20 protein-coding genes are annotated in these 20,718 nt (G+C 43.1%); 14 read left to right on the top strand and 6 right to left on the bottom strand.

The window, feature by feature from the left end; genetic code table 11:
* Window positions 1-23 precede the first annotated feature (23 nt).
* The 9 genes from pstC to ACGG81_RS10560 all read left to right on the top strand — a co-directional run bounded on the left by pstC (window position 24) and on the right by ACGG81_RS10560 (window position 10,772).
* Complete coding sequence (pstC, locus tag ACGG81_RS10600; RefSeq protein ID WP_008974861.1) at window positions 24-893, top strand: phosphate ABC transporter permease subunit PstC; 870 nt, start codon at window positions 24-26, stop codon at window positions 891-893.
* Window positions 886-1,761 (top strand): phosphate ABC transporter permease PstA, encoded by an 876-nt coding sequence (pstA, locus tag ACGG81_RS10595; RefSeq protein ID WP_009262439.1) that lies wholly within the window; start codon window positions 886-888, stop codon window positions 1,759-1,761. Before pstC ends, pstA begins: the two co-directional genes overlap by 8 nt.
* Entirely contained in the window at window positions 1,748-2,497 is a 750-nt protein-coding gene (gene pstB / locus ACGG81_RS10590) for a phosphate ABC transporter ATP-binding protein PstB (protein WP_008974863.1), read from the top strand. The genes pstA and pstB overlap by 14 nt, the downstream gene beginning before the upstream one ends.
* A gap of 3 nt (window positions 2,498-2,500) precedes the next feature.
* Entirely contained in the window at window positions 2,501-3,163 is a 663-nt protein-coding gene (phoU, locus tag ACGG81_RS10585; protein ID WP_008974864.1) for a phosphate signaling complex protein PhoU, read from the top strand.
* An 18-nt stretch (window positions 3,164-3,181) separates the two neighbouring features.
* Complete coding sequence (locus ACGG81_RS10580; protein ID WP_008974865.1) at window positions 3,182-3,862, top strand: winged helix-turn-helix domain-containing protein; 681 nt, start codon at window positions 3,182-3,184, stop codon at window positions 3,860-3,862.
* Window positions 3,852-5,204 (top strand): ATP-binding protein, encoded by a 1,353-nt coding sequence (locus ACGG81_RS10575; protein WP_016438323.1) that lies wholly within the window; start codon window positions 3,852-3,854, stop codon window positions 5,202-5,204. Before ACGG81_RS10580 ends, ACGG81_RS10575 begins: the two co-directional genes overlap by 11 nt.
* A 320-nt stretch (window positions 5,205-5,524) precedes the next feature.
* Entirely contained in the window at window positions 5,525-8,695 is a 3,171-nt protein-coding gene (locus tag ACGG81_RS10570) for a SpaA isopeptide-forming pilin-related protein (protein ID WP_390108242.1), read from the top strand.
* A 97-nt stretch (window positions 8,696-8,792) separates the two neighbouring features.
* Complete coding sequence (locus ACGG81_RS10565) at window positions 8,793-9,560, top strand: ABC transporter ATP-binding protein (RefSeq protein WP_390108239.1); 768 nt, start codon at window positions 8,793-8,795, stop codon at window positions 9,558-9,560.
* Between the two features lie 3 nt (window positions 9,561-9,563).
* Complete coding sequence (locus ACGG81_RS10560; protein WP_270602281.1) at window positions 9,564-10,772, top strand: ABC transporter permease; 1,209 nt, start codon at window positions 9,564-9,566, stop codon at window positions 10,770-10,772.
* Window positions 10,773-10,931: 159 nt separating this feature from the next.
* Here ACGG81_RS10560 and ACGG81_RS10555 read toward each other — a convergent pair whose 3' ends face one another.
* Complete coding sequence (locus tag ACGG81_RS10555; protein WP_120091080.1) at window positions 10,932-11,600, bottom strand: S1 RNA-binding domain-containing protein; 669 nt, start codon at window positions 11,598-11,600, stop codon at window positions 10,932-10,934.
* A gap of 196 nt (window positions 11,601-11,796) precedes the next feature.
* Between ACGG81_RS10555 and ACGG81_RS10550 the strand changes: the two genes are divergently transcribed.
* From ACGG81_RS10550 to ACGG81_RS10530, 5 genes are all read left to right on the top strand, one after another.
* Complete coding sequence (locus ACGG81_RS10550; protein ID WP_008974871.1) at window positions 11,797-13,452, top strand: putative manganese-dependent inorganic diphosphatase; 1,656 nt, start codon at window positions 11,797-11,799, stop codon at window positions 13,450-13,452.
* A gap of 12 nt (window positions 13,453-13,464) precedes the next feature.
* Window positions 13,465-14,133 (top strand): flavin reductase family protein, encoded by a 669-nt coding sequence (locus ACGG81_RS10545; RefSeq protein ID WP_117501264.1) that lies wholly within the window; start codon window positions 13,465-13,467, stop codon window positions 14,131-14,133.
* Between the two features lie 17 nt (window positions 14,134-14,150).
* The gene (locus ACGG81_RS10540; protein WP_120105257.1) at window positions 14,151-14,960 is read left to right on the top strand and encodes a polysaccharide deacetylase family protein; all 810 of its coding nucleotides are present in this window, start codon (window positions 14,151-14,153) and stop codon (window positions 14,958-14,960) included.
* 86 nt (window positions 14,961-15,046) lie between these two features.
* Window positions 15,047-15,766, top strand: coding sequence for a ThiF family adenylyltransferase (locus ACGG81_RS10535; protein ID WP_117576613.1), 720 nt, complete (start codon window positions 15,047-15,049; stop codon window positions 15,764-15,766).
* Between the two features lie 11 nt (window positions 15,767-15,777).
* On the top strand, window positions 15,778-17,094 hold the full coding sequence (locus tag ACGG81_RS10530; protein WP_117576612.1) for a replication-associated recombination protein A: 1,317 nt from the start codon (window positions 15,778-15,780) through the stop codon (window positions 17,092-17,094).
* 156 nt (window positions 17,095-17,250) lie between these two features.
* On the opposite strand, the gene ACGG81_RS10525 is transcribed toward ACGG81_RS10530, so the two are convergent.
* The 5 genes from ACGG81_RS10525 to ACGG81_RS10505 form a co-directional block, all read right to left on the bottom strand.
* Complete coding sequence (locus ACGG81_RS10525) at window positions 17,251-17,421, bottom strand: hypothetical protein (protein WP_390108232.1); 171 nt, start codon at window positions 17,419-17,421, stop codon at window positions 17,251-17,253.
* Entirely contained in the window at window positions 17,418-17,999 is a 582-nt protein-coding gene (locus tag ACGG81_RS10520) for a class I SAM-dependent methyltransferase (protein ID WP_390108230.1), read from the bottom strand. Before ACGG81_RS10520 ends, ACGG81_RS10525 begins: the two co-directional genes overlap by 4 nt.
* Before the next feature lie 88 nt (window positions 18,000-18,087).
* Complete coding sequence (locus tag ACGG81_RS10515; protein WP_008974876.1) at window positions 18,088-18,600, bottom strand: DUF4364 family protein; 513 nt, start codon at window positions 18,598-18,600, stop codon at window positions 18,088-18,090.
* A 22-nt stretch (window positions 18,601-18,622) separates the two neighbouring features.
* Complete coding sequence (locus ACGG81_RS10510; protein ID WP_009262427.1) at window positions 18,623-19,549, bottom strand: TIGR01212 family radical SAM protein; 927 nt, start codon at window positions 19,547-19,549, stop codon at window positions 18,623-18,625.
* Window positions 19,549-20,697 (bottom strand): NADP-dependent malic enzyme, encoded by a 1,149-nt coding sequence (locus tag ACGG81_RS10505; protein ID WP_008974878.1) that lies wholly within the window; start codon window positions 20,695-20,697, stop codon window positions 19,549-19,551. Before ACGG81_RS10505 ends, ACGG81_RS10510 begins: the two co-directional genes overlap by 1 nt.
* Window positions 20,698-20,718 lie beyond the last annotated feature (21 nt).

Below are 20,718 nucleotides of genomic sequence, written 5' to 3'. Positions count from 1 at the left end.
ATGGATAAGAGGGAAAAAACAATATGAAAGCATGGAAAGAAAAGTTCATGCAGGGAGTGTTTTTCATCGCCGCCTGTACTTCGGTGCTGGCGGTGGCTCTCATTTGTGTATTTTTATTCGCAAATGGAATTCCTGCAATGAAGGAAATTGGATTTATGGAATTTTTGACCGGAGAGAGGTGGAAGCCGACCAATGAAATTTTCGGAATCCTCCCGATGATCATGGGAAGTATCTATGTCACTGCGGGAGCAATTATTTTAGGAGTTCCGATCGGAATTCTGACATCGGTATTTATGGCAAAATATTGTCCAAAGAAAATCTATCCGGTGCTGAAAGGTGCTACCGAACTTTTGGCAGGAATCCCGTCCGTTGTATATGGATTTTTTGGATTGGTCGTACTTGTGCCATTGATCAGAGACATCTGCCAGAAATTTCACTGGGGTGGAAATGGAAGCAGCATTCTGACTGCATCTATCTTACTTGGAATGATGATTCTTCCGACGATCATCGGTGTCACAGAGTCAGCGATCCGTTCTGTGCCGGCGCATTATTATGAGGGTGCACTTGCACTGGGGGCGACACATGAGCGAAGTATCTTTTCGGTTGTTCTCCCGGCAGCAAAATCAGGTGTTGTAGCAGGAATTGTACTGGGGATCGGACGTGCGATCGGAGAGACGATGGCAGTGATCATGGTAGCAGGAAACCAGGCGAGAATGCCTGCGGGGATTGTGAGAGGTGTTCGTACTCTTACGGCAAATATTGTGCTGGAGATGGGATATGCAGCAGGACTTCACAGAGAGGCACTGATTGCAACCGCCGTTGTTTTATTTGTCTTTATCCTGCTGATCAATCTTTCCGTATCATTGTTGAACAGGAGGGCACAACATGAATAGGCAGACAATTGGACAAAAACTTCGTGCTTACAGACGAAGACCTGGATCGTTGATCTTGATGCTCCTTGTGATGTTGTCAGCAGTGGCAACTTTTGCAGTTCTCTTATTTTTGATTGCATACATTTTGATCAAAGGACTTCCGCATCTGACACCAGATCTGTTTGCATTAAAATATACTTCAGAAAATGCATCTTTGATGCCGGCGCTGTTAAATACAATCGGAATGACTGCGTTATCGCTTGTAATTGCAGTACCGCTTGGGATTTTTGCCGCAATCTTTCTTGTAGAATATGCAAAGAGAGGAAATAAATTTGTGGAAATCATCCGACTTACGACGGAAACGTTGTCGGGAATCCCGTCGATTGTTTACGGATTATTCGGATTGTTGTTTTTCGTAACAACACTCGGCTGGGGATATTCTCTACTTGCGGGGGCATTTACATTGGCAATCATGATTCTTCCACTGATCATCCGAACGACAGAGGAAGCATTAAAATCAGTTCCAGACAGTTTCCGTGAGGGAAGCTTTGGGTTAGGAGCGGGAAAACTTAGGACAGTTTTTTGTGTAGTTCTGCCATCGGCAGTACCGGGAATTCTTGCAGGTGTAATTCTGGCGGTCGGAAGAATTGTTGGGGAAACGGCAGCGCTGATCTATACAGCGGGAACTGTTCCGGCAGTGCCGAAAAGTGTGATGGGATCTGGGCGAACCCTTGCCGTACATATGTACAATCTGTCCAGTGAAGGACTTTACATGGATCAGGCTTATGCGACGGCGGTCGTACTTCTTGTACTTGTTGTCGGAATTAATTGCCTGTCCGGATATATTGCGAAAAAGATTACGAAAGGAAATGGAAATGGGGAAAATTAGTGTAAAGAACCTAGATTTATATTATGGTGATTTTAAGGCGCTGAAAAATATTAATATGGAAATCGAGGCAAACAAAATCACTGCATTTATTGGGCCGAGCGGATGTGGAAAATCTACTTTGTTAAAGTCGATCAACCGGATGAATGATCTTGTGGAAGGATGTCGGATCGACGGACAGATTTTACTGGATCAAGAGGACATTTATGGAAGGATGGATGTGAATCTTCTCAGAAAACGTGTCGGAATGGTATTTCAAAAGCCAAATCCATTTCCAATGAGTATTTATGACAACATTGCATTTGGACCGCGTACACATGGGATCCATTCTAAGGCAAAGTTAGATGATATTGTGGAAAAATCGCTTCGCCAGGCAGCAATTTGGGAGGAAACAAAGGACCGTTTGAAGAAAAGTGCACTTGGAATGTCCGGCGGACAACAGCAGAGACTTTGTATTGCAAGAGCGCTTGCAGTGCAGCCAGAAGTGCTTTTGATGGATGAGCCGACATCTGCATTGGATCCAATCTCAACATCGAAGATTGAGGACCTTGCCATGGAACTAAAAAAAGACTATACTATTGTCATGGTTACACACAATATGCAACAGGCAGTGCGCGTGTCGGACAATACCGCGTTTTTCCTTCTTGGTGAGATGATTGAATATAACAATACAGAAAAATTGTTCTCGATTCCATCAGATAAGAGAACGGAAGATTATATTACAGGGAGGTTTGGATAAGAGATGCGCAATAAGTTTGATATGCAGCTGGAACGACTCAGTGAACAGCTTATTTTTATGGGAAGCCTTTGTGAGAAAGCAATTGCAAATGCGACAAAGGCTCTGAGAAACGGAGATTTGGAACTTGCAAAGCTCGTCATGAGCGAAGATGAAGAGATTGATCAGATTGAGAAAGATATCGAGAGACTGTGCTTAAAACTTCTGCTTCAGCAGCAGCCGGTGGCAAGAGATCTGCGCCAGATTTCTGCGGCGCTGAAAATGATCACAGATATGGAGCGGATCGGAGATCAGACATCAGATATCGCGGAGATTATCATTTCTGCTGGAATGTCAGAAGCGAGAGATATTTCGGTAATCGGGACGATGGCAGAAGCAACGAGCAAGATGGTTCATGACAGTATCCTTGCCTATGTCAATAAAGATTTGGAGATGGCGCAAAAGGTCATGCTTGCCGATGACGAAGTGGACAGAATGTTTGAACTTGTAAAGGCGAAACTGGTAGAATTGATTCTGAAGGATGGCGGAAAGCAGGGCGAGAAAGCGATTGATTTGATTATGATCACGAAGTATCTCGAGCGTATTGGAGACCATGCAACAAATATTGCAGAATGGGTAGAATTCTCTATCACAGGCGTGCACAAAGACGGACAGCTTGTGGAGAGATAGATAAAGGAGAGAACGAAGATGATTTATTGCGTGGAAGACGACAGTAACATCCGGGAATTGGTCGTATATACACTGGAGTCCACAGGGATGAAAGCCTGTGGATTTCCAGATGGGACTGCATTTATGAAAGCTTTGGCATTTGAGACGCCAGAGCTTGTTCTGCTTGATATCATGCTTCCGGGAGAGGACGGTATTTCCCTTTTGAAGAAGCTCAAAAGTTCAGCAAAGACGAAGGATATCCCGGTGATCATGGTTACAGCAAAAGGGGCAGAGTATGACAAAGTGATCGGGTTGGACAGCGGCGCAGATGACTATGTGACGAAGCCGTTTGGAATGATGGAGCTGATCTCGCGCGTGAAAGCGGTGTTAAGAAGGACGAAGCGGGAAGAGAAAAGCACACAGTATGAGATCAGAAATCTTATGCTGGATCAGAAAAAACATGAAGTGAGAGTGGATGGAATCCCTGTCACATTGACGTTGAAGGAATTTGAACTTTTGGAGCTTCTGATCCGAAATAAAAATATTGTATTGTCAAGAGACAGACTTTTGGAGGAAGTATGGGGATATGATTTCGATGGGGAGACAAGGACGATCGATGTTCATATCCGTACACTTAGACAGAAGTTAAAAAGTGCAGGAGATTTGATTGAGACTGTGCGTGGAGTAGGCTACCGGATGGGAGGACAGGATGAGACGTAAGATACAAAGAAGCATGTGTCTAGTTGCGTTTCTTGCACTTTTGATCTCGGGAATCCTGACCGTTGCGGCAGTTTATCAGCAGACAGTTATGAATAAAACCGCAGAACTCAGGCAGGAGGCGGAATATATTCAGGCGGCAGTCGATATTGCTGGAGAAGAATATCTGAATGTCATGGACAATGTGCAAAAAAGCACCAGGCTTACACTAGTCGGGCAGGATGGTACAGTACTCTATGACTCTGTACAAGACGATACGACGTTAGAAAATCATAAAAACCGAAAAGAAATCAAAGGAGCGATGGAAAACGGGAGAGGAGAAGCAGTAAGAACGTCCGATACACTTGGACAAAAGACGTTCTATTATGCGATCCGACTGCAGGATGGGACGGTTCTTCGTGCCTCCCAGACTATTGATAATGTGCTTCCAACAATTCGGAAGCTTCTTCCATACATCATTGGGATCTTTCTTTTGATGGTGGCGGGAGCTTATCTGCTGGCAAAATGGCAGACAAAGCGTCTGATCGATCCAATCAATCATTTGGATCTGGAACATCCGCTCGAGAATGATGTGTATGAAGAATTGACACCACTTTTGCAGGGAATCGATGTGCAGAACCGGGAAAAGGAAAAGGCGGCTGAGATGCGGAAAGAATTTTCTGCAAATGTTTCCCATGAATTGAAGACGCCATTGACATCTATTTCAGGATATGCGGAGATTATGAAAAATGGGCTGGTGCGGCCGGAAGATATGAAGGGCTTTTCAGAGCGGATTTACAATGAGGCGAGCCGTCTGATCACACTTGTGGAAGACATTATCAAGATTTCCAAGTTAGATGAGAAGAGCATTGAGCTGGAGAAGCAAGAGGTAGATCTCTATCTGCTTGTAAGAGAGATATGCACAAGGCTTGCTCCGCAGGCGGAAAAGAAGAGCGTACGATTTGAAGTGTCAGGAGAACATGTTTCTTATAATGGAATCCGTCAGATCCTTGATGAGATGATTTATAACCTCTGTGAAAATGCAGTAAAGTATAATGTCAAAGGCGGAAAAGTCAGTGTGTGGACAGGAAATACACTGGAAGGCCCAAAGGTCATTGTGGAAGACACTGGAATTGGTATTCCAGAGGAAGAAAAAGAACGTGTTTTTGAGCGGTTTTATCGGGTGGATAAGAGTCACTCCCGGGAAAACGGAGGAACTGGGCTTGGACTTTCTATCGTAAAACACGGTGCGCTTCTCCACGATGCAAAGATTCAGATCAGCAGTAATCTAGGCAAAGGGACAAAGATTGAATTGATTTTCGGCGGGGATTCCAGAAAAGAGACAGATAGCGAAAACGACAGATGAGAGAGAAATGAAAACAATCTATGGCGGTAGTCGAAGAAAATGATAGCTGCCATAGATTGTTTTTTTGTTGAAGTGGATATTGACTTTCGGAATAGATATGTTACACTGAAAGAGTAATTCTAAGGGAGATTCTTTCCCTTTTTACATGGATCAGGCAGTTCTGCCAGTTATTCCAGTATGTTTTTAATTTGATGATGAAAGAAGTGTGATGCCTATGCTTGTTGGAAACAGATAGAATCGACGGATGGATAGAGTTTTTGTACGATTCTATTTTAGACAGAGTGATTGGAAGAAAATTTGAAAAGAGAAAGGAATCATTTATGAGAAAAGGAAGACAGATGGTGTTGCTATGTATTGCGGCAATGCTTTTTTGTACTGCCCTGTGTTTTCCGAAGGAGGCAAAAGCACAGACGGAGCAAGTAACGATTGAAACAGGAAGAGAGATTTATTATCATCAGTATTCTACAAATTTATTTTATATCAATGGCAATGTAGGATATTGTCTGCAGCCAGCAAAGGAGACGCCGGCAGATGGGATTTATGCAGGAGAAGTTCTGCAAAACAATGAAGTGCTTGCAAAAGCCATTTATTTTTCAACGGGGCAGCCGGGGGAAGCGGTTGTAGGAGAAGGATTCTGGCAGATTCCGGATCCGGAAATATCTGGAGTTGTGTCGTGGGATGAGCGCTATGCATATTCCCACATGTTCCTCTCATGGATTTTTGCAGATTATGATTTTGATGCCGCGTTTCACGGAACAGGTCTGGAAAACGAAGTATTTTATGAAGACTTAAAGAAAGATTTTCAATGGAAATTAGAGCACATCAAAGGGTTGAAAGTGCCGGAGGCGGCATTATCTTTTTCGGATTCTGATGTGACGGCCTATATAGACAGTGAAGGACAGCGCACAGAAAGTCTGGTTCTGTCAGGAGATCCGGAAAATGAGATTGCGCTTCCTCTGCGGGAAAAAATGGTGCTTGTAAATGAAAGCAGAGGGACGGAAGAGACTGGAATCGGTCATATTTCCGGAGGCGAACAGTTTTATTTGAGAGCACCGATAGATATGAAAGAAACCTATCAGAGCGGGGAAATTTACGGAAGTATTACCAATGAATGGCGCTCCTTGATCATCGGAACCGGAGAAGATACTCAGATTATGGGAGTAGGCAGCTATGCAGTGACACCGACAGCACCAGTTCAGCTCAATGTGCAGTGGGTTCCTACAGGAAAAATCAGATTGAAGAAAATTGACGCAGAGACACAGCAGGGAAAACCTCAGGGGGAGGGATCCTTTGAGGGGGCGGTCTATGAAATTTTCGATAGCAACGGTAAGAAGCAGGATACGCTTACGACAGACAAAAAGGGAGAGGCGGTTTCAAAGCTGCTCCCCTATGGGATTTACACGATACGGGAAGTCAAGGCGCCATTTGGTTATACAGTTGCGATTGATCAAAGTGTGCAACTGCAGGAAGTGGAAATTGTCGTTGTATCTGAGGAAAAGCCGCAGAAAGGGATCATTCGTCTTCAGAAAGCAGACAAGGAGGCAGAGCAGGAGAAAAAGTCCCCATATGCATCTTTAAAAGGTGCAGAATACACGGTGAGCAGCAAAGAAGGTACAGTTCTCCAGACGCTTGTCACGGATGATGAGGGCAAGGCAGAAAGCAAACCACTTTTAACCGGAAAGTATCAGGTGAAGGAGACGAAGGCGCCGGAAGGATACAATATCGATCCGACGATCTATCAAGTAGAGCTGTTGCCGGGAGAAGAGACAGCAGAAATTTTTTATCAATCGGTTTCTTCGAAGGAGGAAATCATCCGCGGGGATTTTGAGATCATGAAATTAGCAGAAAATGAAAATGAGGATGAAGATACCCTTCAGGGACTTGCAGGCGCAGAATTTACTGTCTATGAAAAAACAAGTGGAAAAGAAGTTATAAAGCTGGTGACAGATGAGCGTGGGTTTGCGACTACAGTATCTAAAGAATATCCAAGGGGAAGGTTGATTTTCGGGACTTATGTTGTGAAAGAAACGAAGACACCAGAGGGGTATCGTCCAGTCAGACCATTTGAAATTACGATCAAGGAGGAAAAGGTAGTGCTGCGAGGAATCTACAAGGAAGATAAGCTGATCACATCTCCGATCACCGTTGTAAAAGTGGATCAGGAGACTGGGAAGCAGATTCAGGCAGCAGGAGTGGAATTTAGGCTGCTGGACAGCAGAAAAAAACCAATTGAAATGGAAGTGTATTATCCAGAGCATATGAAGACTTCTATTTTTAAGACAGATAAGAAAGGACAATTTACTTTTCCACAGAAATTGAAAAAGGGACAGTATTATTTAGAGGAAGTAAAAGCGCCGGAGGGATATCTGAAGGGGGAATTACTTCCGTTTGAAGTGAAAGAAGGAGCAACGTGGGCGGAGGCACAGGTGATTCGTTACAGCAACCGAAGTGCAAAAGGAAAGATTGTGCTTCAGAAAATAGATCAAAAAACGAAGGAGACTCTTTCAGGAGCTGTCTTTGAAATCTTTGCTGCAGAAGATATTGTGACAGCTGACCAGACAGTACATGCAGAAAAAGGAGAACTGGTTGATACGGTGGAAGTTTCGGAAAAAGGGGGATGTTCCCAAAATCTGTATCTCGGGAAGTATGTTGTAAAGGAGAAAAAACAGCCGGAAGGATATGTCCGTCTGAAAAAGGAGTATGAAGTTGAATTAAAATACAAAGATCAAGTGACAGAAATTGTGACAGAGGAGCTGACAGTTGCGAATGTGCCAGTGACGACAGAACTTGTTAAGACAGACAAAAAGAGCGGAAAACCACTGGAAGGAGTTTCGTTTTCGGTTTGGAAGAAGGAGGACGAGAAACTGCCGAAGTTTGAAAAGAAAATGTATGTGACAAATCAGGATGGAAAGATTCTTTTGGAATATCTAAAGACTGGCACATATTGCATCCAGGAGAAAAAGACACTTCCGGGGTACCTTCTGTCCGAGCAGATTACTGAATTTACAGTAGATGAAGAGGGATACAGCGAAGGGAAGCAAAGACTTTGCCTGAAACTAGAAAATGAACATACCAATATAGAAGTGGAAAAACTGGATGCGGATACGAAAAAACCGGTAGAGGGCGCCGTACTTCAGATTGAAGATTTACAGGGAAAGGTAATTGTCGAAAAATGGAAAACAGAAAAAGAACCAAAACAGATTGAAAAGTTGCCGGAGGGAGAATATGTACTGGTGGAAGCAGAGGCACCATTCGGATATCAGAAGGCAGAAAAAATGAAGTTTCGTGTGGAACCTAGAAAAGAAGTGCAAAAGATTACACTTTATAATAGGAAATCAGAGAAAGAGAAGCTTCCAGAGGAGAGTACAGGAAGGAAGGATACACCAAAAACCGGAGATACAGCGACAGTCGCAAAGCTCATTGCGGCGTTGCTTGGAGCTTCTCTGTTACTTGGATTGATTTATTACAGAAAGCGAGATCGAAAGAGGTAGAAAAAAGAATTGACAAAGCACCCACCATATAGTATTGTACTAATATATTAGTACAAAAAGATGCCGATGAATGTGTATAAGATATGGAGGGTGAGAGATGATAGAGATTAAAAATCTTACGAAGATCTATAAGCTGAATAAGAAGCAGATGAAAGAATCAAAGACAAAGAGCAGCCGGAAAGTTGCAGCCGATGATGTTAGCTTGCGAGCAAAGAAGGGGGAAATCTACGGATTGCTTGGACCGAATGGGGCAGGAAAGACAACGACGCTTCGCTGCATTGCGACAATCCTCAAACCGACAAAGGGTGAGATTTATGTGTCAGGACATGAAGTGCAGGAAGAGCCGGAGGAAGTCCGCAAAAAGATTGGATTTCTTACAAGTGATATCAAGCTCGATCCGCAGTTCACAACAGATTATCTGTTTGACTTTTTCGGAAGACTTCACAATGTTCCGGAGGAAAACCTGAGAAAAAGAAAAGAAGAGTTGTTTGAGTATTTTGAAATCAAAGATTTTGCACATAAACAGATCAAAGAACTTTCCACGGGTATGAAGCAGAAAGCAGCAATCGCAGTTAGCCTTGTACACGATCCGGAAGTGGTGATCTTTGATGAGCCGACCAATGGGCTTGATATTATCACAGCGAGAAATGTTACAGACTATTTGAGAAAGCTGAGAGACGAAGGGAAACTGGTGATTGTGTCGACACATATTATGTCGGAAGCGGAAAAACTCTGTGACCGCATAGGAATTGTTATCGATGGGACGAAGGTTGCGGAAGGAACGCTGGAAGAACTTCTTCAACAGACGAATGCGCAGGATCTGGAAGATGCATTTTTTGAGTTTTATAAGTTGAGGAGGGAATAAAAGATGAATGGAATCAAACAGATTTTTCAAAAAGAAATGGCACGTATCTTTCGGGATAAAAAAATGGTGTTTTCGGTATTTATTCTGCCGGTGGCGATTATGATTGGAATTTTGATGGTCACCGGAACATTTCAGAAACGGATGTTGTCAAATATAGAAGGACATACCCCGATTGTCTATGTGGAAAATGAACCGGAAAGCTTTCAACAGTTTTGCGAGGCGGCAGAGGTTAAGGTGAAACCTGTCAAAGAAGGGGAGGTAGAGAAAGTAAAAGAGAAGATTCTGAAAGGAGATGTAGATTTACTTCTTTCTTTCCCGGAAAATATGGATCATAAGATTGCAGAATATCAGACGGGAGATGAGATCCCGGAGATTCTTCCATATTATAATCCAGGTGAAGACTATTCCAAAGAAGCATTCGATACAGTTGGAGGGACATTACTGGAGACGTACAGACAGGTACTTTTGGGACAGAGAGTCGGAAATCTGGAGCAGATTGAGATTTTTAAGGTAGATAGAGAAAGCGAAGCAATCCAGATTAAAGATGAAGATAAAGTAAACGGCAAAGTACTTGGCATGATGCTTCCGTATTTTATTACCATCTTGCTGTTTGCAGGTGCTATGGGACTTGGAGTTGACATGATCACAGGGGAGAAAGAGCGGGGAACGATGGCGAGCCTGCTTGTGACACCGGTGAAGCGAAGTTCGATTGTGCTCGGGAAGGTATTTGCACTGATGGCACTGACAGGAATTTCTTCAGTCATTTATGTGGCGGCGATGGTTGCCTGCATGCCGATCATGGCAAAGACGATGGGAGGCAATATCGGAGATGGATTCAAGATCAGCATGGATGTGAAACAGATCATCATGTTAGGCGCGCTGTTGATCGCATTATCTTTCTTATACTCTACATTAATTGCTTTGGTATCTGTTTTTGCAAAATCAATGAAAGAGGCAAGCAGCTATATTATGCCGATGTACATGTTGATTCTTGTTATCGGACTGTCAACGATGTTTTCATTTGGAAATACGCCAGAAAGTTCTTACTGGATTCCAGTTTATAACAGTTCAGTTGTATTAAAAGAGATTTTGACACAGGAAGTGACGATACTACATTATGTGATCACACTGTTGATGACATTTGGGATGGGAGTAATTCTGACTGGTGTGATCGTGAAGGCATTTGAGAGTGAAAAAGTCATGGCATCGTAGCATGAGTTGAAAAAGAGGTGGCACTGTGCATATATAATGTGAAAAATTGTGAGAGACAATACAGTGTCATAAAAAGAAAGTGCTGTCAGAATGGGAGCTGTTTTATGAAAACAGAGTACCATTGCTGACAGCACTTTCTTTATCTTACTTAGAAAGGGATTATAATTGAATGTTTTTAAACAAATCGCCAAGATTTGTTCCGATTTCCTCTGATTTTGGGATCTCGACCGCTTCTTCTTCCTCTTCTGGTTCTTCTAACAATGCCTTCATACTGAGACTGATCTTACCATCTTTGATTCCGATTACTTTCACTTGAACTTCTTCCCCTGTTTTGAGAACGTCTGCCGGAGATTTGATTCTTTTTTCACAAATCTGTGATACATGCACCAGACCAGACAGTCCGTTTTCTAAGAGAATAAATGCGCCGTAAGACTGGAGAGAGTCCACTGTTCCGGAGAGGATACTTCCGACAGGAATCTCCTGGACCTTTTTTGCGCGCTCTGCAGCCTGCTCTTCTTTTAAAATCTCGCGGGCAGAGAGAACGAGGCGGTTCTCAGCAGGATCGATATCAATGACACGAACCTTAATCTCTTTGAGAAGATAAGTCTCAAGATCTTCGATATAGGAGAGAGAAAGCTTGGAGGCAGGGATAAATCCACGGAGTCCTTCGATATAGGCGATAGCTCCTCCATTTACGATTCCTTCAATTTTGACGGGAAGATCGGTCTGTTGTTCCATATATTTTGAAACGATATGCCATGGATCTGCATTGTCAAATTGTCCTTCGTAGTCAGCCATAGTTTCTGTTGTAAATTGTTCTTCACTCATGCTCTACACCTCAATTTTCATAATTTTCTTCTATTATAGCATAGATTCTTTCGGAAAAACAGAAAAGAAAAATTTTGGCAAAAAAATAACAGGCTGTATGCAAAAAAAACAATTCCATGAAAAAATAAGGTTGACGAACAGAAGAAAAAATGGCTTACTATATAGTATAAATGAATTGTTGATGAGGGATTGGATTATGACATCAGAAAAGAAGAAGAATAGAAAAGTGTATGTTGTAGGGCATAAGAATCCAGATACGGACTCTATCTGTTCTGCACTTGCTTATGCAAATTTGAAGAGGAAAGTAACCGGCCAGGAATATGTTGCAAAAAGAGCCGGCCAGGTTAATGAAGAGACACAGTATATTTTAGACAGATTTGGAGTAGAAGAACCGGGACTTCTGTCGAACGTGCAGATTCAAGTTAAGGATCTCGATATTAGCAGGGTATCAGGAATTGAAGGTCATGTGTCGATCAAAGAAGCGTGGCGGCAGATGAAGGAATCGAATACGAAGACGATGCCGATCACAAAGGAGAATATGTTAGAAGGTCTGATCACGATCGGAGATATTGCGACTTCTTATATGGATGTGTATGACAGTCATATTCTTGCGAAAGCGCGTACGCAGTATCGAAATATCGTCCAGACTTTAGATGGTACGATTGTGACAGGAAATGAACATGGATATTTTGTGAAAGGGAAGGTTGTGATCGCAGCATCCAGCCCGGAACTTCTCGAGAACTTTATTGAGAAAGATGACTTGGTAGTTTTGGGAAATCGTTATGAATCACAGCTGTGTGCTCTTGAGATGGAGGCAAGCTGTATTGTTGTCTGCCAGGGATCGGAAGTGTCAAAGACGATTAAAAAGCTGGCAGAAGAAAGACAGTGTGTTGTGATCAGTACGCCGCATGATACATTTACTGTAGCCAGATTGATTAATCAGAGTATTCCGGTAAAGCATTTTATGAGTAAGGAAAATCTGACGACATTTAAGATGAGTGATTATGTGGAAGATATCAAAGATGTGATGACAAAGAAGAGATTCCGTGATTTCCCGGTTGTAGACAGAAAAGGAAGATTTGTCGGATTGATTTCGAGAAGGCTTTTGATCGATGCAAGAAAAAAACAGCTGATTTTAGTGGATCACAATGAAAAATCTCAGGCTGTGGATGGAATCGAAGAGGCAGATATCCAGGAAATCATAGATCATCACAGACTTGGAAGCATTGAGACGATCGGACCGGTATATTTCAGAAACCAGCCGGTTGGATGTACTGCAACGATTGTTTATCAGATGTATGAGGAACAGGGGGTTATGATCGACAGGATGATCGCATCCCTTCTGTGTTCTGCAATTATTTCCGATACACTGATGTTCCGTTCGCCTACGTGCACTGATGTGGATCGAAGAGCGGCGGAGTCACTTGCGAAGATTGCAGATATTGATATTGAGAGCCTTGCAAGAGAGATGTTTAATGCGGGAAGCAATCTGAAGAATAAGACTGCGGAGGAAATATGTTTCCAGGACTTTAAGAAATTTAATATTGGAGATGTGGAGTTCGGTGTTGGGCAGATCAATTCAATGAACAAAGATGAACTGCATGACATCAAGGAAAAGTTGATTCCTTATCTGAAGGAGGCAATGTACAGTCAGGGATTGGATCGCATTTTCTTTATGTTAACGAATATTATTGAAGAGTCCACAGAGCTTTTGTGTGACGGTGCAGGTGCAAGGGAGCAGGTATTTGATGCGTTTGATTTGAGAGAAGATACGGAAGACATTATCTTAAAGGGAGTTGTTTCCAGAAAGAAACAGTTAATTCCGAATTTCGTAATTGCGTTGCAGCAATAGAAGGGACAGGATATGGAGAAACAATTATGGAAACCGGGAAATATGATCTATCCACTGCCGGCAGTGATGGTGAGTGTCGGGGATGCCGATGGCAATACCAATATTATCACAGTTGCATGGACAGGGACAATCTGTACGAATCCAGCGATGGCATATATTTCTGTGAGACCAGAACGCTATTCCTATGAAATGATTCGCAGCTCAGGAGAGTTTGTGATCAATCTGACGACAAAAGATCTTGTGCATGCGACAGATTATTGTGGAGTAAAATCCGGCAGGGATGTGGATAAGTGGAAAGAGACTCGGCTTACAAGAGGAAAAGCGGAAAAACTTCGCTATGCACCGACAATCGTGGAAAGCCCTGTCAATATCGAGTGTAAAGTAACAGAGGTAAAGGAACTTGGATCTCATCATATGTTTCTTGCGACGGTGGAGGCGGTACAGGTCGATGGAACTTATATGTCTGCAGGTGGGAAGTTTGAACTGAATCAGGCAGAACTTCTTGCGTATTCGCATGGTTCCTATTTAGAAACCGGGAGAGAACTGGGGACATTTGGTTACAGTATCCGAAAGAAAAATAAAAGCAAGGCACAGAATCCTTCAAAGAAAAATAAAAAGAAGGCGCAGAATCCTTCAAAGAAAAGTGAAAACAGGGCACAGCGTGCCCGGAAAGATAGATAGAAGAAACAGGACAAAAAATGTCTGCTGGAAGTCCAAAAAGAAAGAGTGTGTTTCAAGGAAATGTCAGAATGTGTATGACATGGAGCGGGGACACATTCTTTTTTATTGTGGTTCATATATATGATATGAGCAAGAGGGGGAGGGAAAGTGGTTTGCATAGAAAATCTATACTGCAATTTCTTGGGATGTTATATTTGGTATGCCTGATTTTGAAGGCGGGAAGTGGTCGGGAGGCTGAGGAGGCTGATGGAGCTATTACGGCGGGAGTGGAGAAGCCAAAGATAGCGATTACATTTGATGATGGTCCGCATCCGGTATGGACGCCGAAACTTTTGGAAGGATTAAAAGAGAGGGAGGTTTTGGCAACATTTTTTCTGATCGGATCCAATATAGACGGAAATGAGACTGTTGTAAAGGAAATGTACGAAAATGGACATATCGTTGGAAATCATACGTTTCATCATGTAGAGATGACAAAGCTGTCAGATGAAAAGGCGATGGAAGAGATTCGGATGACTAACGAAAAAATTTCTGCAATTACCGGTGAGCCGGTGTCGTTTATGCGCCCGCCGTTTGGGGCATGGCAGAAAGGTCTGGAAAAAGAGATGCAGGTTTTGCCAGTAAACTGGTCTGTGGATACGCTTGATTGGACGACGAAAAATGCGGATGAAATTGTGAACAAGGTAGTGACGGAAGTCAAAGAAAATGATATTATTTTAATGCATGACTGTTATGAAAGTTCTGTGAATGCGGCTCTCAGAATTGTGGATATTTTAAAAGAGAGTGGTTATGAATTTGTGACAGTGGAAGAGTTGATCCTCCCATAGAATGATTGGAGAGGGAAATGGTGAATCTGCCGGAGATGCAGGCGAATAACAGAAGAGAGAACAATTATAGATAAAGGAGTAACAAGATGATAAATGAATTTTCCAGAATGGAGTTACTGATTGGAAAAGATTGTGTAGAAAGTTTGAAGGAGAAGACAGTACTTGTATTCGGTGTGGGAGGAGTTGGATCACACTGTATTGAGGCGCTGGCAAGAAGTGGTATCGGTCATTTGATCCTGGTGGATAATGACACCGTATCACTGACCAATATCAATCGGCAATCGATTGCTTATCACAGTACGATCGGACAATACAAGACGAGGGTGATGAAAGAAAGAATTCAGGATATTTGCCCAAAAACAGAAGTGACAGTCCATGAAACATTCGTCCTTGAGGAGAATGCAGCGGAGCTTTTGGATGGGAATATCGATTATATCGTCGATGCGATCGACACAGTGACAGCAAAACTTGCGATTGCTCAGATTGCCGATCAGAGAGGGATTCCGATGATCAGCAGTATGGGAACGGGGAATAAGCTTCATCCGGAATTATTTGAAATTACAGATATTACAAAGACATCTGTCTGCCCGCTCTGTAAGGTGATGAGAAAGGAATTGAAGAACCGGGGAGTAGCACATTTAAAAGTACTCTACTCAAAAGAAAAGCCGGTCGATGTCTCAAAAAATATTACGGAAGAAGAAAAAGGAAATAAGCGTTCACTGCCGGGAAGTATTTCCTTTGTACCTCCGGTGGCAGGACTGATCATTGCCGGGGAGGTTATCCGTGATCTGGCAGGAATTTCATAGGAGGAAAAGATATGGATCTGTTTGATTATATGAGAGAAACGACAAAGAAAAAAGAGTCTCCGCTTGCATCGCGTCTGCGTCCGAAGACTCTGGAGGAAGTGGTAGGACAGCAGCATATAATTGGAAAAGATAAGCTGCTTTATCGGGCAATCAAGGCGGACAAGTTGAGTTCTATTATTTTTTATGGACCTCCGGGAACCGGGAAGACAACACTGGCAAAGGTGATTGCCAATACGACTAGTGCCAATTTCACTCAGATCAATGCGACAGTTGCGGGCAAGAAAGATATGGAGGAGGTTGTCAGGCAGGCAAAAGACAATCAGGGAATGTATGGGAAGAAGACAATCTTGTTTGTCGATGAGATCCATCGGTTTAACAAAGGACAGCAGGACTATCTGCTCCCGTTTGTAGAAGATGGTACGCTCATCCTGATTGGAGCGACTACGGAAAATCCCTATTTTGAAGTCAACGGCGCGTTGATTTCCCGCTCCAGTATTTTTGAATTAAAGCCGCTGGAAAAAGAAGATATCCGTAGATTGATCATGCGGGCGCTGACAGATGAAGAGCGTGGAATGGGAAGTTATCATGCGATCATCGATGAAGATGCGCTGGAATTTCTTGCAGATATTTGTGGTGGAGATGCAAGAAATGCTCTGAATGCGATAGAGCTTGGGGTATTGACGACGGAGCGGTCGGAGGATGGAAAGATCCACATTACGATCGATGTTGTATCAGAGTGTATCCAGAAGAGAGTTGTGCGCTACGATAAGGGAGGGGACAACCACTATGATACCATTTCTGCATTTATCAAAAGTATGCGCGGATCCGATCCGGATGCCGCAGTCTTTTATCTTGCAAAAATGTTGTATGCAGGGGAAGATGTGAAGTTTATTGCCAGAAGGATTATGATCTGTGCATCAGAAGATGTAGGGAATGCAGATCCGATGGCGATTTCTGTGGCGGTAGCCGCGGCGCAGGCGGTGGAGCGTGTCGGAATGCCGGAAGCCCAGATCATCTTGTCGCAGGCGGTACTATATGTGGCGACAGCGCCTAAGAGTAATTCAGCAGTAAATGCGATCATGGCTGCAAATGCAGCGGTGCGGGCACATAAGACTACAGTACCGTCTCATCTGCAGGATGCGCATTACAAAGGTTCTGCAAACCTGGGAAGAGGAACTGGATATAAATACGCGCATGACTATCCAAATCACTATGTAGAGCAGCAGTATCTTCCAGAGGAGATTAAAGACATGCAATTTTATGAGCCTTCGGATATGGGATATGAAAAGGAGATTCAGGAGCATTTCCGAAGGATCAAAGGGAAATAAAGTGTTTTTACAGGTAAGGCTGCTTAGCGAAGAAACGATTTTTCGCCTACCAAATCAATAAAAATCTGTCTTGGATGGCGAATATTGCCTGTCAAGACAGATTTTTTATTTGCTCCGATGGAAAGGAAATCTGGTAATCGAAAAGGAACCGACAACTTATCGCTTGACAGAGCGTATTGCGACAAAAGCTGGAATATTATGTTTGTGTAGATTCCCCTGACCGCTTGTATCTTCATATAGATCAGTAAGCTGGAATCCAGCTTTTAACTGTCCTCCGATCTGTTCTTCTAATGTGTGAGAAAATTGGATTCCCCAGTCATACTTCATGGAGTCTTCATATTGTTTTTTATTTTTAATGGGTGAAACGGCAGAGAATAGGTCAGATACTCTTCGTTTTCATCAAAAACATAGTTGATTCCGAGATCATATCCACCAAGCAAGACTCCCCCTTTTTTCAAAATGCGGTAACATTCTTGGAAAACAGGTTCTACTTTTTCTATATAGCAGTTAGAAACTGGGTGAAAGATCAGATCAAATATCCCATCTTCAAAGGGAAGTGGCTGTGTCATATCTGCTTGAATGATTGTTACAGGATATCCTTCTCTGTCAGCGACTAGCTGCTCACTTGCACATTGTTGGGAAGAATAATCCAGTACGGTACAATCTGCTCCGAGGGCAGCAAAAATAGGAATCTGCTGTCCACCGCCGCTTGCAAGACCAAGCACTTTTTTGCCACACAGACTGCCGAACCATTCATGAGGAACAGCTTTTGTCGGAGTAAGAAGAACATCCCATTCCCCTTTTTGTGCGTTTTGATAAAGCTCATGGGAGATAGGCTGTCCCCAAACCCAACCATCCAGACACCAGGTATCGATTGCTTCAGCATTTATTTTCTGATAGTTCATTGTAAAATCTCCTTATAAAAGTTGTTTTGTCCGATTTTTGTCTGTAAAAACATTTACCATAACAGATTTAGAAATAGAAGAAAACAATCTATAATAGATTCTGCATCACGAAGGCATAGATTTCCTGATTTTTCTGTTTCCAGTGGTGGACGACAGTTTTTGCTTCCTGCTCGGTCGGTACTGTGATAGTCAAGTCAATCAGAGAACCGTGATTTTCCGTGACTTGGCAGCGAACAGAAAATTCATGATTATCATTTCGGTAGTAGTCTGCGCGCACAGCGACAGCGTTCTTCAGTTCGTAATGCTTTTCCTGAAGAAAGGTGTCGATCTCATCCTGAATAGTAGGAGAAATCTTGTTTTGAAAAAACTGGATCGTCTCAGCGCCTTCTTCTGTCAGATGATAGAAGGTGCGGCTGTGTTCTTTCTCCAGACGGATCAGATTGGCATTTTCCATTTCCGAGAGTGCCTGCTGGAGTGTGAAATAATTCGTGTATTCCTTGTCGAGGACAAATTCGGAGATTTGTGAGTTCGTCAGAGGGAAATCCACTTTCTGAAGCATATATAAAACAATTAATTTGTACAAAGTAAATGAGTCTGACATTGTACGCAAATCCTTTCTAAAATCATAGTTTGTAGTTCTTCCCCTGCCAAAGATCCTGTTCCTTGAAATATTGATTCATTTTGTTGAGGACAAGACGCTTGTGTCCGGTCCAGCATGGAGCAATCAACAGTTCTTTTGGCCCATCGCCGGTCAGGCGGTGGATGACGATATCTGGACGCAACTGCGTAATACACTTTCCAAGAAATGCAATGTATTCCTCCATTGTCGGGACGAAGAAAGGGGAAGTTTCATAATAGTCGGCGAGATCAGTTCCATGTAGAATATGAAGAAGCTGGAGCTTGATTCCTTGAATATCCATTGTATTTAGATAAGAAATCGTCTCCTGCATCATCAGTTCTGTCTCACCAGGGAGATATAAAATCGTATGGACAATCACTTCCACACCAATCTGCCGGAGATTTCTGACAGCTTCCTCAAAGACGGAAAGCGAGTATCCGCGCCGGATAAACTGGGCGCTCTGTTCATGGATTGTCTGAAGACCAAGCTCTACCCATACGGGTTTGATCCGATTCAGACGTGCTAAAAGTGTGAGAATTTCGTCATCCAGACAGTCTGGTCTGGTGGCAATGGAGAGAATCTTGACTTCAGGACAGGAGATTGCCTCTGTAAAAATCTTCTCCAGATAACTGACTTCGGCATAAGTGTTTGTGTATGCCTGAAAATAGGCAATATAAGAGACTGCATCGGTCTTTTTCTTTATTTGCTCTTTGCCGGATGCAATTTGTTGCCGGATAGATTCGCGAGGATTTCCTGCGAAATCACCGGAGCCTCCGGCGCTGCAGAAAATGCAGCCCCGGTCTCCGAGTGTACCGTCACGGTTTGGGCAAGTCATTCCGCCGTTTAAAGCAAGTTTATAGAGCTTTTCACCGTAAGTATGTTTTAAGTGATAATCGAGAGAGTGGTATCTCTTTTCGCCCCAGCGCTTCATTAGATCAGATCCTTAATCGCCTTGCTTACGACATCGGCAACACGTGGGTCAAATGCTTCCGGGAGGATATTGGTATCGCTTAAATCTTCATCCGAAACGAGACTTGCGATTGCCTCAGCAGCGGCAAGTTTCATCTCTTCCGTAATCTGTGTGGCACGTCCTTCCAGAGCACCTTTGAAAATGCCAGGGAATGCGACAACATTATTGACTTGATTTGGAAAGTCAGAACGTCCAGTTCCAATGACACGTGCACCACCTTCTTTTGCAAGATCCGGCATGATTTCAGGAACAGGGTTTGCCATCGCAAATAAGATAGAATCTTTATTCATGGAAGCAACCATCTCTTTTGTGACAATATTCGGTGCGGATACTCCGACAAAGATGTCAGCTCCTTGCAATGCATCTGCAAGTGTTCCCTTCTTCCCTTCCAGATTGGTGACTTCTGTCATCTTTTTTTGCATCCAGTTTAAATTCGGAGAATCTTTGGAAATGATTCCATTGATATCACACATGGTAACATGGCAGAAACCGTAAGTAAGAAGAAGCTTTGTGATGGCGATTCCGGCAGAACCTGCACCATTTACAACAATCTGACATGCTTCCTTTTGCTTACCGGTTACTTTCAGCGCATTGATGATGCCGGCAAGGACAACAATGGCAGTTCCATGCTGGTCATCGTGAAATACCGGGATATCAAGGAGTTCTTTTAAACGCTCCTCAATTTCAAAACATCTCGGAGCAGAGATATCTTCCAGATTGATGCCTCCAAATGCCGGAGCAATGTTGACGATTGTGCGAATGATCTCCTCGGTATCCTGGGTATCAAGGCAGATCGGAACTGCATTGACTCCACCGAATTCCTTGAATAAAACGGCTTTTCCTTCCATAACAGGCATTGCTGCATAAGCGCCGATATTTCCGAGACCGAGAACAGCACTTCCATCCGAGATAACAGCGATCGTATTGGCTTTCATCGTATATTTGTAAGCAGCTTCCTGATCCTGGGCAATCACCTTGCAAGGCTCTGCGACACCTGGTGTATATGCAATTGCAAGGTCTTCTCTGGAATTTACTTTGGCTTTTGCACTGATCTCTAATTTCCCATTCCATTGTTCATGCATTTGTAATGCCTTTTCGTTTGTTGTCATATTATTCACACCTTTTCTTTT

This window comes from Faecalimonas umbilicata, assembly GCF_042846195.1.
Lineage (GTDB): Bacteria > Bacillota > Clostridia > Lachnospirales > Lachnospiraceae > Faecalimonas > Faecalimonas umbilicata.
This window is presented reverse-complemented; position numbering and strand designations above follow the sequence as displayed.

Excerpts from the sequence above, each read along its gene's own strand:
- ACGG81_RS10510 (WP_009262427.1), bottom strand. The coding sequence starts at position 19,549 with ATGAAGCGCTGGGGCGAAAAGAGATACCACTCTCTCGATTATCACTTA.
- ACGG81_RS10515 (WP_008974876.1), bottom strand. The coding sequence starts at position 18,600 with ATGTCAGACTCATTTACTTTGTACAAATTAATTGTTTTATATATGCTT.
- phoU (WP_008974864.1), top strand. The coding sequence starts at position 2,501 with ATGCGCAATAAGTTTGATATGCAGCTGGAACGACTCAGTGAACAGCTT.
- ACGG81_RS10545 (WP_117501264.1), top strand. The coding sequence starts at position 13,465 with ATGGAGAAACAATTATGGAAACCGGGAAATATGATCTATCCACTGCCG.
- ACGG81_RS10530 (WP_117576612.1), top strand. The coding sequence starts at position 15,778 with ATGGATCTGTTTGATTATATGAGAGAAACGACAAAGAAAAAAGAGTCT.
- ACGG81_RS10560 (WP_270602281.1), top strand. The coding sequence starts at position 9,564 with ATGAATGGAATCAAACAGATTTTTCAAAAAGAAATGGCACGTATCTTT.
- ACGG81_RS10550 (WP_008974871.1), top strand. The coding sequence starts at position 11,797 with ATGACATCAGAAAAGAAGAAGAATAGAAAAGTGTATGTTGTAGGGCAT.
- ACGG81_RS10535 (WP_117576613.1), top strand. The coding sequence starts at position 15,047 with ATGATAAATGAATTTTCCAGAATGGAGTTACTGATTGGAAAAGATTGT.
- ACGG81_RS10525 (WP_390108232.1), bottom strand. The coding sequence starts at position 17,421 with ATGAAGTATGACTGGGGAATCCAATTTTCTCACACATTAGAAGAACAG.
- ACGG81_RS10520 (WP_390108230.1), bottom strand. The coding sequence starts at position 17,999 with ATGAACTATCAGAAAATAAATGCTGAAGCAATCGATACCTGGTGTCTG.
- pstB (WP_008974863.1), top strand. The coding sequence starts at position 1,748 with ATGGGGAAAATTAGTGTAAAGAACCTAGATTTATATTATGGTGATTTT.
- ACGG81_RS10505 (WP_008974878.1), bottom strand. The coding sequence starts at position 20,697 with ATGACAACAAACGAAAAGGCATTACAAATGCATGAACAATGGAATGGG.
- ACGG81_RS10580 (WP_008974865.1), top strand. The coding sequence starts at position 3,182 with ATGATTTATTGCGTGGAAGACGACAGTAACATCCGGGAATTGGTCGTA.
- ACGG81_RS10575 (WP_016438323.1), top strand. The coding sequence starts at position 3,852 with ATGAGACGTAAGATACAAAGAAGCATGTGTCTAGTTGCGTTTCTTGCA.
- pstC (WP_008974861.1), top strand. The coding sequence starts at position 24 with ATGAAAGCATGGAAAGAAAAGTTCATGCAGGGAGTGTTTTTCATCGCC.
- ACGG81_RS10565 (WP_390108239.1), top strand. The coding sequence starts at position 8,793 with ATGATAGAGATTAAAAATCTTACGAAGATCTATAAGCTGAATAAGAAG.
- ACGG81_RS10555 (WP_120091080.1), bottom strand. The coding sequence starts at position 11,600 with ATGAGTGAAGAACAATTTACAACAGAAACTATGGCTGACTACGAAGGA.
- pstA (WP_009262439.1), top strand. The coding sequence starts at position 886 with ATGAATAGGCAGACAATTGGACAAAAACTTCGTGCTTACAGACGAAGA.
- ACGG81_RS10570 (WP_390108242.1), top strand. The coding sequence starts at position 5,525 with ATGAGAAAAGGAAGACAGATGGTGTTGCTATGTATTGCGGCAATGCTT.
- ACGG81_RS10540 (WP_120105257.1), top strand. The coding sequence starts at position 14,151 with ATGTCTGCTGGAAGTCCAAAAAGAAAGAGTGTGTTTCAAGGAAATGTC.